The sequence below is a fragment of the Ectothiorhodospira haloalkaliphila ATCC 51935 genome, from assembly GCF_000633935.1.
GTDB classification, from domain to species: Bacteria; Pseudomonadota; Gammaproteobacteria; order Ectothiorhodospirales; family Ectothiorhodospiraceae; genus Ectothiorhodospira; species Ectothiorhodospira haloalkaliphila.
Genome location: NZ_KK214996.1, coordinates 847551 through 860745, shown reverse-complemented (window position 1 = coordinate 860745; position 13195 = coordinate 847551). Strand labels below are relative to the sequence as shown.

The window sequence follows — 13195 nt, the reverse complement described above, 5'->3', positions numbered from 1 at the left end:
AGCTGCGACACACAGCGAGCCTCGAAGACCTGGATTATCGGAACCCGCGCGGCCTGGACAAGGGGTTGATCCAATCCCTGGCGGCCTGCCAGTGGGTGAAGGAACACCTCAATATCCTCATCACCGGCCCACCGGGGTTGGCAAAACCTGGCTGGCCTGTGCCTTGGCCCATAAGGCCTGCCGAGAGGGACACACCGCCCACTACGTTCGTCTAACCCGTCTGTTGCGGGAGCTGAGCATCGCCAAGGGGGATGGTCAGTACGCAAAGCTTCTGGCCAACTTGGCCAAAGTGGATGTACTGATTCTCGACGACTGGGGGCTCATGAAACTCAATGCTGAAAACCGCCGTGACCTCCTGGAGGTGTTGGAAGACCGCCACGGCAGACGATCCACCATCGCCACCAGCCAACTGCCCATGGACCAATGGCACGACGTCATCGGTGATGCCACCCTGGCTGATGCCATTCTGGATCGCTTGGTTCACAACGCCTACAAGATCAATCTCAGAGGGGAGTCCATGCGAAAAACCCAGTCCAAGTTGACCGACACCGCAACGTCGGAGTAAGAAGGAAAACCCCGCGTCGCTACGCTCCGATGGGTGGCAGCTTTGCCCCGGTCCGGGTGGCAGGCTTCACGTGGAATGGGTGGCAACCTTCAGCGGTCTACGCACCGTGCGCGAGCAGATGCAGATGGACGCCCTGCTGCGGTTCGATGGCAACGTCAAACCGCTACTGCACTTTGAGAGTGCATGGGTGCAGGAGGAACAGACCGGCATCCCGTTCGCCTTCGAGGATTATCTGGCCCTGGTGGACTACACCGGGCGGGCCATTGATCCGAAAAAGAAGGGTGCCATTGCCAACGCACTGCCTCCGATCCTGCAGCGGCTGGGACTCAACCCGGAGCAATGGCTGGATCAGAGCACTCGGTTTGAGGCCGTTTACCGGCAGCAGCGACGACGATCAGCGGCCTGACGGGCTTCCCCGAACGACTCCCCCTGCTGCGGTGATGTACCGAGGATGGCCTCTGGGCGCCGTTCAGGTGTCGGGCAAGAGATCGGGGGGAATCGGGTGCTGAGGGCGATTCAAGGCCGGGGAATGGGGGAGGGTGGTCGTTGACATAATCGGTAGCAGGCGAACATCCGACCGAAATGGTCAAGAGTGCCTGTCCCTGGAGTCAAGAGTGCCTGTCCCTGGAGTCAGAGTCAGATAACCAGTTAACCGATCCCGTGCCACCGCTTCGATGCGCAGATCTTCGAGTTCATCGACAAGGTCTTGATACGCCTGGACATTCATCATTACCGCAACGGGCTGATTATCCTTGAAGATGACAAGCCTGTCGGTCTGCCGGGCCGATACTTCCTTGAGATGAGCGCTGAAACCTCGTGCCATGGATGTGGCAGAAACTGCATCTTCAGGACGATCCAATAGGGATGTCATCGCGATCCTCCGTGGGACGTCCCTTGTCTGTCCATGTGCCGCCCCTTCCCACGCCTCGCACGGGAGAGGGGTGGACAAATTGCCTGGCACGAGCGCTGCTGTTGCAGCGCGGTGCCCATAGGGTGGCTGTCAGAAGCTGATCTTCAATGACAGGGATACGGCGCTGGCCGTGAAGGCATTGTCGCCATAGCCGGTGGTGGACATGTCCGCCCAGATGTAGCGGTATTGCCCGCCGATGGCGACATCCTCGCGAATGTTGTAATCCAGCCCGAGGGTGGCATTCAGAGCCAGTTCGGTGTCGGAGGAGGTGTCACCTTCCAGGTCCTCCTCAAGCGAAGCCAGGCCGATGCCGCCGCCGAAGTAGGGCTCGAACAGCGAACCTCGCATGGGGCGAAAGTGGGCGTTGACGAAACCGAACCATCCGGACATCTTGCCGGAAACCGACTCTGAAACGGGCGCTTCCAACCCGGTCGTGCTCTCTCGAACGCGGCCTTCAAGCTTATCGAATGGTGCCTCGAGATGGCCAAGCTCGAATTCCATATCCAGCCAGGGAGTCACTTCCCTGCCGAGTGCGATGCTGAAAAGCTCCCCGTTCCTGAATTTGGCATCCCCGGAAAAGTTGAAGTCGTCGAAATCCTCGTCAATATCCCGATCATTGGCCAGTAGCACCGCCCCCGAGAAGCGCAGATAGTTTTCCCCGGCATTCCCCTGTGCAGCGACCAGCGCTGGTGCCGTAAGTAGCGTAAGAGCCGAGGCCAGCGCTACTCCCTGGATGATCCCTTGCTTCATCGTGATTCTTCCCCCCGAACTGATGGATTCCTGGCTGCGAGGGCTGACGCGCCCCATTTAGCCGCCCGCTCTGCGAACCTCGTTGAGCAGTATAGGCCCTCGCAAAACAAAGCGACAGGGGAGGGGGCATGCTCGGGCATGGGAGTAAAGGGGCCCCAAGAAAGATGACCGCTTCAGTCCGCTTCACCACCCCAGTAGGGAGTACTTGTATCCGGTGCCACCTTCAGCTCAATGGTACTGGTGCCTCCATGCGCGCCAATTCTACCTTCGGCGACGAAACCAATCTCGCTGTCAAAACCTGGCACCGCCCAATCCTTTGAAGAATCGCCACTGCCTGATGAGAACTCATTCACCAAGGGGGTTGCGTGTGCGGCCGGTACAGCGCCTGCACACGCTATTGTCATGGCGATGGTTCGAAAAAGGGGGAGAGTCATGGTTGCTCCTTGGACGCGCTTCTTCTTGCCCTGTGTGAAGAAGGGCTCTTGATCTGTTTAGGTTTCTAGTCGCCTCTTTCCTCATGCAATAAGTTGGCCAGTGTATAAAAAACAATGAGTTAGGTGTTGACTGAGATCTTCGTCACAGAATAGCTGGCAATTTTGTAAGTTTCTTCGACGTTATTGGCTGTATGTGGTCCGTCGGTGGTTGTTTCAGCTTGAAGCCAACTTGCCACCGCCTGGCAAGAAAATCGCGCCGCTCGACTCCCGCGCCTTGAGTTTGGCGGCTGCAGGGCCTAATAGTGAATGTGAACTCATGTCAATAGTACCTGCGCATGCCCCGTAATGGCGGATTCACCTTGGTCGAGTTGATGATCACCATCACCGTGATGGCGATCCTCATCGGCGTGGCCGTGCCTGGCTTTCAGGGGATGATTCAGAATCATCGTGCCAGCACCACGGCCAACCAGCTCATTACCGGGCTGCTGTTCGCGCGAAGCGAAGCCGTCAAGCGGGGCGAGCAGGTCTCTCTTTGTCCCCTCAATTCAGCCTGGAGCGGCAGCGGTGGTGGCTGGCAGGTGCGGGTTGGCAATGACTGCTCTGGCGAGCAGCTTCGGGTCTGGGAACGCTTGCCGGCCAATACGGATGTGTCGGCCAATTTCTCCAGCGGTAATCGGGTGACCTTTGGCGCACTTGGTGACCGAGTCAGCGCCGGTAGCGGCGGAGACGGGAACCACTTGTTCCGCGTCGAGCCGCAATCCTGCACCGGAGAGCGTGCACGAGAGATATTCGTGGGACGCGGCGGCGCGGCATCGGTCGGTCGTTCGCCATGCAGTTCATGAGAGGCAAGCCCCACATGATGCATGTAAAAGTTTCCCGGATTACCCGTCGCCGGTCGAGCCCCCCCCCGCGCCAAACGCAGCGTGGCGTCACCCTCATCGAGGTGCTGGTCGCGCTACTGGTGCTCTCCATCGGCCTGCTCGGGCTGGCGGGCCTGCAGACCGTGGCGCTTCAGCATAATCAGGCGGCCTACATGAGATCCCAGGCCACCAACCTGGCCCATGATGTGGCAGATCGTATGCGCGCCAACCGCGAGGCCGCGCTAGCGGGCGACTACGACACCAACGATTGTGACGCACCAACCGAAAAGGATCCGGACGACAGCGACCTGGGAGAGTGGTGCGCCGCAGTGCGGCAACTTCCTGGTGGAACCGCCAGCATTTCCAGGTCGGACAACCGTTTTACGATCACCATCCAATGGGGCGAGGAGCGACTGGAGGGTGATGACGGAACGGATCAGTTTGTCACCGTGATAGGAATCTGATCATGGCACGACTCATTCACGTTATTGCCTTTCCCAGAGCGCGAGGGCTGTCGCTCGTCGAGTTGATGGTGGCCATGGTGATCGGACTGATCCTGATTGGGGGGGTGATCCACGTATTTCTGGGGAGTCACCAGACCTATCGTAGTCAGCAGGCGCTGTCCCAGCTGCAAGATGCCGGCCGTAGTTCATTGCAGATGATTACCTACGATGCAAGGATGGCTGGGCTTACAGGATGCAGAACAGGGGCTCGGATAAATAATCTTCTTGATGAGACTGACCAAGCCTACGACCCGGATCTTTTTGATACATCGAGACCATTCCAGAGCGCGGATATGTCTGATTCGGGTTTTGATGTGCAAGGGGACGTGTTGTCGATTTCAATGATGCGAGCACTCCCAATTAACTTGGTGGCCTCTGGGTCTGGGCCCGGGAGTGCTAATAATATTCCACCGATCGTTTTGAATAATCAAGAGTCTGATAGCCCCCATGTGCCGCAGGGCACCATAGTAATGGTCGCGGATGACTCAGGTACTCTCTGTGACTTATTCCAACAAACCACAACAGCGACTGCAAATAATCTGCAGCGTGCAACTGGCGGTCAATCTCCTGGAAATAAGAATAGACCTGACGTCAATGCGGATCCGGACCTGTCATACTCAAACTACAGTGGGGCGATACAGGTTTTTCAACCTTCCCGCATCACATATTTTGTCGCTCCAACCCAAGCTGGCTCATCGTCGGTCGGACATAGTTTATACCGAATAGATGGTGGCAATGCCGAAGAGGTGGCGCTCGGTATTCGAAACATGCAAGTGGAATTTGCGCTTGATCGAGATCGCGATGGGTTGGTGGATTCCGACTTCATTCGCGCTGGAGCTATGGATTCCGAAGATTGGAGGTATGTCGCTGCCGTGAGAGTGCATTTGTTGGCCTACAGTGCGTCTTACGATAATGTTAGTTTAGAAAGCGGGTATAGCGTTTCTGTCGGCGACCACGAATTCACCGCGAGTGACCGGCGATACTATCAAGTATTCACAACGACTGTTGGTGTGCGGAATCGATTAAAATGAAGCTATCAAGCAAGATGGTGGAGGTTGTTCAGTTAGAAGCTGCTGATTTGGTCAACCTTGTGAATCGGGACTCTCGCCATTTTCAGAAGGGTTCGGCATTAATTGTCTCATTGGTGCTCTTGCTGGTGATCACACTCCTTGCTGTCGCGGGTATGCAAAATACCACTCTGCAGGAGCGGATGTCAGGCAACTATCGCGACAGGGATCTTGCCTTTCAGGCAGCGGAATATGCGCTCAGAAGCGGCGAGGCTCGATTGGAGGCAGCAACCCTACCGAGCTTCGGCGGCACCGAGCCCGGTCTGATTCAGGTCTTGCCGGGGGGGCATGCAGTACAGGTATGGAACGGCTATAGCTGGGATTCCGCTTCTGCGACACCAGTTCACACGGCTGCTTTTGATGTTGCGTCTGCACCCCGATATGTCGTGGAGCAGCTACCCCCCATGCCCGACCCGCAGTCTTCACTGGCGGTCGACGAACCCGTGGGGGATATCGAAGTATTCCGCATCACGGCCCGCGCCACCGGCGGTACAGCCGATGCCGTCGTGATACTCCAGTCTACCTATCGACGTTGACTTAGTTGGCTCCTTCCGGCGTTAGTTGGGGCCATTTAACAAGATCCGTTCAGCCCGGATGCCATGTCTGCCTGATGGATCGAACCAGAGCTGTTATCTACCACAGCGTGATGTTTTCGTCAGCCCTCGGCTCGTGCTGGGGTAGATGCTAGGAGATCTCCCGATGCCTTCCTTTTCGAAAAAGCCACACGCCATCTCAATCTGGCTGGTGCTTGGGCTCTTGACACTCTGGCCGGCTGCTCTTTCTGCAGGCTCTGTCTCCCAGCTCCCGTTGTTTCTGGGGCAGGTCGTGAATCCTCTGGTGATGCTGAATCTGTCAAATGATCATCAGCTTTATTTCGAGGCTTACCCGGATTACATCGACCTTACGGGCGATGGGGCGGCGAATCGGACGTATGCTCACGAGGTCGACTATTATGGCTATTTCGACTCTTATCAATGCTATGTGTACGATGATGGAGTCTTTAAGCCTAGTGGCCACACAGCAGATAAGTATTGTTCCGGTTCAGCATGGAGCGGGAACTTCCTGAACTGGGTATCCATGGCTCGAATTGATGTGGTTCGAAGGATTCTCTATGGTGGTTTGCGGTATCAGGATGAGGTGGATTCCACCGTGCTCGAGCGCACCCACCTGCCCAATGACGCGCATTCGTGGGTCCGCTACTACGATGGCGAGGATCTGCCCGACCTGACGCCTTACAGCTCGGTCCCTACTGCAACTATTGCTAGCAGTACAAACAATCATAGCCTCTCGACGGGCGAGAAGTGGTTTTCGGCCTCCTTCGATGACAGCGAGATCCAGGTGGGTGATCAGTTGATCATTACTGATAATCAAACCGCTGGAAATGAGATGTTCGGCGTGGTGACAGATATCTCGCGATCGAGTGGCGTACAAGTGAAGGTCGAGGTTACTCGATTCAAGGGTTCAGGATCTTCTAACGACTGGAGCCTGGAGAACCGATCTCGTCGAGGCATCACGTTTTGTAATACGAGCGTGCAGGATGGGACGTTCTCCCAAAATGTCACTAACCCACCTCTGATTCGCGTGGCTCAAGGCGATTATGCCCTATGGAGGGCCAATGAGCGCCATCAATGCAGGTGGTATGAAGAGGTAGGGCACACTGGGCACGCCTCGATGGCGATTGGTGGGATTCGATTCAGCAACGGGAACGACGCAGGTTTCACGGGTATATTCTCCAACGCAAGCAACCCCCGAAGGGATTCAGCTGCGGTCTCTGGGCAAGAATTTCATGCTCGGGTTCAGGCGTGCGTTGAGGGTTTTATCAGTAGTGAGGATGGCAATCGATGCAAGCGTTATCCTTCGGGAAACTACAAACCCGTCGGTCTGCTCCAGGAGTTTGGCGAAGAGGGCCGAATTCATTTCGGGCTCTTTACGGGTAGCTACGCAAGGAACCTTTCTGGCGGGGTGCTCAGGAAGAATATCTCTTCCTTCGTGAATGAGATGAACCTGGAAACCGGACAGTTTCAGGCTGATCCTGTGGGCGGGGGCATCGTAGACACTCTCGATCGATTTAGAATTTATGGTTATCGACATAGCAGCGGTAGTGGTAATAATGATGCGACATACAATTCAAGCGCCTCAGGCGGAGACAACTGCGCTTGGGGGCTGACAGATCCAGCTGAGGGTCGTTGTACGAATTGGGGTAATCCCCAAAGCGAGCTATATCTCGAGAGCCTTCGGTACTTGGCCGGGATGAAGGATCCTCTATTTGATTTCTCCGGTAATGATCGCATACCAGGGTTGGAATCCCGGGATTGGAATGATCCACTAGGCTCATCCAATTACTGCGCCGCGATCAGTATGGTGCACTTTAACGCGAGCGTGTCATCCTATGATGCCGATAATCTTTCGGGTGCATCAGACCTCCCGGGCCTGGGTTCGGTCAGCACTTGGACGAACAAGGTGGGGTCTGAGGAGGGGATACATGGTGGCGATTGGTTTGTGGGGCAAACAAACTCTGTAAGTGATCAGTTGTGTACCCCAAAGACTGTTAGCGCTCTGTCAGAAGTGCGTGGCTTATGTCCGGAAGGTCCCAGGCAGAGAGGGTCCTTTCATATCGCTGGGTTGGCACATTACGGGTGGACTGAGGATTTGCGCCCGGATCTGCCAGAAGAGCAACATGTCAAGACATTTGGGGTCACGCTCGCTCCAGCGGTGCCGAGAATCGATATCCCAATGCCAGGTGGGTCGGAGCCGGTGGTTTCGCTGCTCCCTGCCTGCCGCAATACCTCGACGTCGCCGGATTCAAATTGTGCCATAGTGGACTTCCGGATCGTTGATCAAGATATTGCCGGTGGTACTGGTCGTTATTTCGTGCAATGGGAGGACAGTGAGCAGGGCGGTGACTTTGATATGGATATGAACGGCATACTGGAATATCGGATAATTGGAGATCAGATAGAGATAACTACCAACGTCTTCGCAGAGTCGACCGATCAGAAGCTGGGTTTTGGTTACGTGATTAGTGGCACAAGTAACGCTGGTTTTCATGTGCATTCGGGGATCAACAATTTTAGCGGTGGCGACTGCAACAACTGTAAAACTGATGATGCAGGTTCGTCCAGGACGTTCGTAATTGGTGGAGCAGGAGCTGCTGGTGCTTTAGAGCAACCTTTATTCTATGCGGCTAAGTGGGGTGGGTTTGAGAAGGAGGAAGGCGTGCCCGCTCCCGGAGACCAGCCGGATAACTATTATTTTGCAATCGACCCGGCACAACTTGCGAGTGATCTTCGGGCGGTCTTCCGGGCTTTGCCTGACGAAACCTCGTCATCCGCCGCAGTGGCGACCAATTCCACTCGGCTTGACGGTGAAACGGTGGTCTATCAGGCCAGGTTTAACTCGGGAGATTGGTCTGGCCAGTTTCTCGCTTTGCCGGTGGATGAGCAGGATGGCAGTGTGGATTCATTGCCACTCGGTGTAAGGTGCTCAGAGTACGCGGGCTGCGAGTGGGACGCTGCTGAAAAACTCGATGTGATGGATTGGCAGGATCGAAGGATTTTCACGGTAAACAACTCGGGCGAGGGTATTCCGTTTCAATGGGACGCTCTCGATCAGGCGCAGCGAGACGCGCTGGGCACCGAGGCGTTGTTGGAATACTTGCGTGGTGATCATGCTGAGGAAGAAAGGAACGGGGGCTCGTTCCGGAATCGATCATCTCGGCTTGGGGATATCGTGAATTCCGATCCCGCCATCATGGGGGCGGAGAACTTTGGATATGCGGACCTGACATGCGATGGTCAGTCGTACTCGGCTTTCCTGAACGACAAGTCGAATCGGGATCAGGTGCTTTTTGTTGGCGCCAATGATGGAATGCTGCATGCATTCGACGCGCAGACGGGGGAGGAATTGTTCGCGTACGTGCCGAATGCCGTGATTCCCCGCCTTGAGGAGTTGGGTGACCCGGACTATGGGCATCGGTACTTCGTGGACGGCTCACCCAGAATAGGCGATGCCTGTCTTGATGATGGTTGGGCCACTGTGCTGACAGGTTCCACCGGTGCTGGCGGAAATGCAGTGTTTGCCTTGAACGTTACCGATCCCTGGAACTTCAATGGGGATGATGTGCTTTGGGAGTATAGCCATAGCGAGATCGGATACTCGATCTCGCAACCTACAATTGGGCGACTCGCTGACGATGACGCCAGTTTTTGGGTCATTTTTGGCAATGGCTACGGTGGCACGTCTGGTACTCCCTACCTGTTCTTGAAACCATTATCGAGCAGCGGTGATGCCATCGAGATATCCTTACTTTCTTCCACCGGGGGCGAACCGTCAGGCCTGTCCTCACCCATTCCCATTGACAACAGTGGGGACAGAAAGGTCAATTATGTCTACGCCGGGGACTTGCAAGGAAATCTATGGCGCATCGATCTTCAATCTAACAAAAGCCAGTGGAACCATCAAAACAGGAATAACATCACGAAACTCTTTCAGGCCAGAGATGACAGTGATCGTACGCAACCCATTGTTGCCCGCCCGGAGGTTGGCAGACACCCTGATGGGGGGTTGATGGTGTATTTCGGCACCGGGAGCTTCTTCCGTGTGGGTGACAATATGGTGGAGTCGGGTGGTGCGAGACAATCGTTCTATGGAATACGGGACTCCCTTGATAGCCAGACAGTATCCCGTTCGGACCTGGTTAAACAGGAGATTCTATTTGAGGGGGCGGTGGAAGGTCGGCAGTCCCGAGTCGTTTCCTTTAACCGGTCTGCTTCTCCATCTTCGGATCGCGGGTGGTATGTCGATCTGGTTTCGCCGGTCCGGGGGTATGAGGGGGAGCGTGTGGTCAGCAGGGCAATCTTGCGCATGGGACGCATCATCTTTGTGACGGTGATCCCGTCAGATGACCCCTGCGCCTTTGGCGGGAACTCGTGGCTCATGGAGTTGGATGCGGTAACTGGTGCCAACCTAGGGTATTCGGTCTTTGATATGGATGGTGACGGCCGTTTCGACGAGGCTGATTATGCTCCGAACGTGGTCATTGACGGAGAGGAGCAGTCGGCACCGGTAAGTGGTCTGCTTTCCAGCGTGGGTATCATCAAGGACCCGAGGATCGTGTCGGCTGGGGAACGCGAATACAAGTATTTCTCTGGATCGACCGGCGAAGTGGAGGTGATAGAGGAAAAGGGCGGTGGCCGCGAGTTGGGCCGTCAATCCTGGCGGCAGTTGCGGTAATGCTGGGCTATGGATTTGCAAGCCCCCCCGAGTGGCCGCTGCTGGCGGCCGCACGCTTGGATTGGGAATGGGATTTGACACTACCTGAGGACGATCATTCATGACTAGGCAAGGACACGGTAACTATTACAGGCAGCGGGGGTTCACGCTGATCGAGGTGATGATCGTCGTGGTCATCATCGGGATTCTTGCGTCGATTGCATATCCCGCTTACACCCGCTACGTGGAACGGGCGCAAGTATCGGATGGCAAGAGTGGCTTGCTGCAGGCTGCGCAGATGATGGAGAGGTGTTATACGACCTATATGAAATACACAGGTCCTGAACCTTCCGATGATGAGTGCCCGATACCATCTGCGTCACCTGAGGGTTATTATTCCATCTCGCAAACAGCCACCGCAGCGACGTTCCAGTTGGTCGCCACCGGTCAGGATGGGCGCGTGCAGTCAAGCAGTGCCACTTGCCATACCCTCACCATCGACCATCGTGGGCAAAGAGGCCCCGCCGATTGTTGGTGATCTGAAGTTTCTTATCACAAGCGACTGGCCGAAATACGAAGCCCGCGCTCCGTGCCTAACTACTGTGTTCGAACTGGAGCGTGGGCTTTGTGCATGCTCGAGGATCAGGGGTTGGGTCACATGAGGTTTCGGCGCTCGTAGCTACCCCCTTGTCTTGGATGGGGATCACCCCCGATTCCCCTTCGGGGGTGAGTTCCATCACCCCATCAATTCAACATCGACTCCTCCACCACTTTCGGCGTCACGAAGATCAGCAGTTCCGCCTTGGTCTCTGACCGGCTGCGCTGTCTGAAAAGGTTGCCGATGATAGGCAGATCGCCAAAGAAGGGCGTCTTGAGGAGTTGTTCGGCGCTGTCTATCTCATAGATACCGCCCAGCACCACCGTCTCGCCATTGCGGACGAAGACCTGGGTTTCCACCTCGCGGGTCTCGATGGACGGGGTGCCCTGCACCTCCCGGGCGCCCGGGTTGTCCTTGTTCACCTTGATGTTGAGGATGATGTTGCCGTTGGGGGTGATCTGAGGCGTGACCTCGGTGGAGAGCACGGCGTCCACGAACTGGATGCTGGTGGCGCCGGACGCCGTAGCCTCCTGGTAGGGGATGCTCTCGCCCTGCTTGATCACGGCCGTCTGTCCATTTGCCGTGATCACGCGTGGTGTGGAGATGATCTCGCCGCGACCTTCGACCTGCAGGGCGGTCAGTTCCAAGTCCAGCAGAATATTGGGTCTCAAAATGGAGATGCCCACGCCGCCGGTTCCCGCTGCAGTCACTGGTAAGTTCACATTGAGGCGATCATTTATTGCAGTTTCACCGAAAGACTGATTTGAGTCAGTCCACGCGCTACGCTCGGCTGCTGCGGCATCTAGTCGGCCACTGTAGGCCGCGCTGGTCCTTCCTGTCGCGCCCCGGCCCGTCACGCCAAACCGCACGCCCAAGTCACGGGCGAAGTTGTCGGTGGCGACCACGATGCGTGTTTCGATCAGTACCTGCTGTACCGGCACATCCAGGCTGCCCACGAGGCTCCGAATTTGCTCGAGCTTGTCGGCGGTATCCTGCACTAGCAGTGTATTGGTACGGGAGTCCACGGTGAGGCTGCCCCGTTCGGAGAGGAAGCTGATCCCGTCACTGCGGATGATGTTGGCCACATCCTCCGCCCGCGCATAATTCACCTGAATGAACTCGGCCCGCAGCGGTGCCAGTTCGGCCGTCTGACGCTGGGCTTCCATCTGCTGGCGCTCCCGTGCGGCAATCTCATCCGCCGGGGCCACATACAGCACATTGCCGCTCTCGCGCATGTCCAGTCCCCGCGTCTGCAGGATGATGTCCAGGGCCTGGTCCCAGGGCACGTTGCGCAGGCGCAGGGTGATGTTGCCGCCCACGGTGTCGCTCACCACCACGTTCAGGTCGGTGAAGTCGGCGATGAGCTGCAGCACGGAGCGCACTTCGATGTCCTGGAAGTTGAGTGACAGGCGCTCGCCGGTGTACTGGAAGCGTTCCCGCTCCAGAGCTTCGCGTTCCTCACGGGTGAGGGGTTTGACCTCCAGGGTGAATTCGTTGTCGGTCTGATAGGACAGGGCGTCGTATTCGCCGTGGGCGGCCACGGTGATGCGCACACGGTCGCTTTCGCCAATGGCGTCGATGGTTTGCACCGGGGTGGCGAAGTCGGTGACGTCCAGGCGGCGCTCCAGTTCCTCGGGCAGGGCGGTGCGGGCGAAGCTGAGTTCGATGCGGCCGTCTCGCTGGCGCACGTCTACGGGGGTGCGCGGGTCGCTGAGGCGGATGATCACCCGGCCTTCGCCCTCGGGGCCGCGGCGAAAGTCCACGTTGTCGATCTGGCGCTCGCTGGGGGGGGCGGCGCGGCGTTGTTCGGTGGTGAGTGGCGTGGGCCTTGAGGGGGCGGCGGCCTGGGTGGGGCTGGGGGTGAGGGTGAGCACCAGGTTGTTGCCATCCACGCGGGTGTCGAAGCCCATCATGCGCACCAGGTTGAAGACCACCCGGGTGCGACCCCGGGCCTCCACGGTGTTCACCGACTGGGTGAGGCCCACGTTGATGTCCTGGCGGCGCTCGCGCAGGGCGGAGCGGGTGTTGGGGAAGTCCAGGGCCAGGCGGGCCGGGTTGTCGATGGTGAAGCTCTCGGGGGCCGGAGGCGGTTCGGAGAATCGCATGATCACCTGCAGGCGGTCGCCGGGCAGGGCGTTGTAGATGATCTCCTGCAGCGCGCGGTCGGGGCTGGCGGCGGCCGTGTGCCCCCACAGGAGCAGCAGGCACAGGACCATGAAGGCCGTGATGCGCCGGTGGAGAGTCCCGGCGCCGGAAATCCGGGGCGTGGAGCGTCGCTGGGTCGCCAGTGTCATGGG

General features: G+C 57.3%; 11 protein-coding genes and 1 pseudogene. 8 read left to right on the top strand and 4 right to left on the bottom strand.

Annotated elements, in window-relative coordinates; translation table 11 throughout:
* Both istB and ECTHA_RS0105880 read left to right on the top strand, forming a co-directional pair.
* Positions 1–565, top strand: a pseudogene (gene istB, locus ECTHA_RS17210) (IS21-like element helper ATPase IstB); the annotation flags it as partial.
* A gap of 70 nt (positions 566–635) precedes the next feature.
* Positions 636–971 (top strand): hypothetical protein, encoded by a 336-nt coding sequence (locus ECTHA_RS0105880; RefSeq protein ID WP_025283015.1) that lies wholly within the window; start codon positions 636–638, stop codon positions 969–971.
* 180 nt (positions 972–1151) lie between these two features.
* Here ECTHA_RS0105880 and ECTHA_RS17205 read toward each other — a convergent pair whose 3' ends face one another.
* The 3 genes from ECTHA_RS17205 to ECTHA_RS19845 form a co-directional block, all read right to left on the bottom strand.
* Positions 1152–1436, bottom strand: coding sequence for a type II toxin-antitoxin system Phd/YefM family antitoxin (locus tag ECTHA_RS17205; RefSeq protein WP_051582585.1), 285 nt, complete (start codon positions 1434–1436; stop codon positions 1152–1154).
* Between the two features lie 129 nt (positions 1437–1565).
* Positions 1566–2225 (bottom strand): outer membrane beta-barrel protein, encoded by a 660-nt coding sequence (locus ECTHA_RS0105870; RefSeq protein WP_025283013.1) that lies wholly within the window; start codon positions 2223–2225, stop codon positions 1566–1568.
* A gap of 173 nt (positions 2226–2398) precedes the next feature.
* Complete coding sequence (locus ECTHA_RS19845) at positions 2399–2659, bottom strand: hypothetical protein (RefSeq protein WP_128571973.1); 261 nt, start codon at positions 2657–2659, stop codon at positions 2399–2401.
* A gap of 335 nt (positions 2660–2994) precedes the next feature.
* On the opposite strand from ECTHA_RS19845, the gene ECTHA_RS0105865 reads away from it, so the two are divergent.
* The 6 genes from ECTHA_RS0105865 (at position 2995) to ECTHA_RS0105835 (ending at position 10838) form a co-directional block, all read left to right on the top strand.
* Complete coding sequence (locus ECTHA_RS0105865) at positions 2995–3501, top strand: GspH/FimT family pseudopilin (protein WP_025283012.1); 507 nt, start codon at positions 2995–2997, stop codon at positions 3499–3501.
* Positions 3502–3518: 17 nt separating this feature from the next.
* On the top strand, positions 3519–3983 hold the full coding sequence (gene pilV / locus ECTHA_RS0105860; RefSeq protein WP_051582604.1) for a type IV pilus modification protein PilV: 465 nt from the start codon (positions 3519–3521) through the stop codon (positions 3981–3983).
* Positions 3984–3985: 2 nt separating this feature from the next.
* Positions 3986–5053: a PilW family protein gene (locus ECTHA_RS19340; protein ID WP_084306733.1), complete on the top strand. Its 1068-nt coding sequence runs from the start codon at positions 3986–3988 to the stop codon at positions 5051–5053.
* A 14-nt stretch (positions 5054–5067) separates the two neighbouring features.
* Complete coding sequence (locus ECTHA_RS0105855; RefSeq protein WP_025283010.1) at positions 5068–5625, top strand: pilus assembly PilX family protein; 558 nt, start codon at positions 5068–5070, stop codon at positions 5623–5625.
* Positions 5626–5788: 163 nt separating this feature from the next.
* Positions 5789–10321, top strand: coding sequence for a pilus assembly protein (locus ECTHA_RS19335; protein WP_169738275.1), 4533 nt, complete (start codon positions 5789–5791; stop codon positions 10319–10321).
* Between the two features lie 100 nt (positions 10322–10421).
* Entirely contained in the window at positions 10422–10838 is a 417-nt protein-coding gene (locus tag ECTHA_RS0105835) for a type IV pilin protein (protein WP_025282885.1), read from the top strand.
* Between the two features lie 206 nt (positions 10839–11044).
* On the opposite strand, the gene ECTHA_RS0105830 is transcribed toward ECTHA_RS0105835, so the two are convergent.
* Positions 11045–13192 carry a type IV pilus secretin PilQ gene (locus ECTHA_RS0105830; protein ID WP_025282884.1) on the bottom strand — a complete coding sequence of 716 codons (2148 nt, stop codon included), beginning with the start codon at positions 13190–13192 and terminating at the stop codon, positions 11045–11047.
* Between the last annotated feature and the right edge of the window lie 3 nt (positions 13193–13195).

What these genes read in the sequence shown, in the direction of transcription:
- ECTHA_RS17205 (WP_051582585.1), bottom strand. Translation starts at nt 1,436, where the DNA reads ATGACATCCCTATTGGATCGTCCTGAAGATGCAGTTTCTGCCACATCC.
- ECTHA_RS0105870 (WP_025283013.1), bottom strand. Translation starts at nt 2,225, where the DNA reads ATGAAGCAAGGGATCATCCAGGGAGTAGCGCTGGCCTCGGCTCTTACG.
- ECTHA_RS19845 (WP_128571973.1), bottom strand. Translation starts at nt 2,659, where the DNA reads ATGACTCTCCCCCTTTTTCGAACCATCGCCATGACAATAGCGTGTGCA.
- ECTHA_RS0105865 (WP_025283012.1), top strand. Translation starts at nt 2,995, where the DNA reads ATGCCCCGTAATGGCGGATTCACCTTGGTCGAGTTGATGATCACCATC.
- pilV (WP_051582604.1), top strand. Translation starts at nt 3,519, where the DNA reads ATGCATGTAAAAGTTTCCCGGATTACCCGTCGCCGGTCGAGCCCCCCC.
- ECTHA_RS19340 (WP_084306733.1), top strand. Translation starts at nt 3,986, where the DNA reads ATGGCACGACTCATTCACGTTATTGCCTTTCCCAGAGCGCGAGGGCTG.
- ECTHA_RS0105855 (WP_025283010.1), top strand. Translation starts at nt 5,068, where the DNA reads ATGGTGGAGGTTGTTCAGTTAGAAGCTGCTGATTTGGTCAACCTTGTG.
- ECTHA_RS19335 (WP_169738275.1), top strand. Translation starts at nt 5,789, where the DNA reads ATGCCTTCCTTTTCGAAAAAGCCACACGCCATCTCAATCTGGCTGGTG.
- ECTHA_RS0105835 (WP_025282885.1), top strand. Translation starts at nt 10,422, where the DNA reads ATGACTAGGCAAGGACACGGTAACTATTACAGGCAGCGGGGGTTCACG.
- ECTHA_RS0105830 (WP_025282884.1), bottom strand. Translation starts at nt 13,192, where the DNA reads ATGACACTGGCGACCCAGCGACGCTCCACGCCCCGGATTTCCGGCGCC.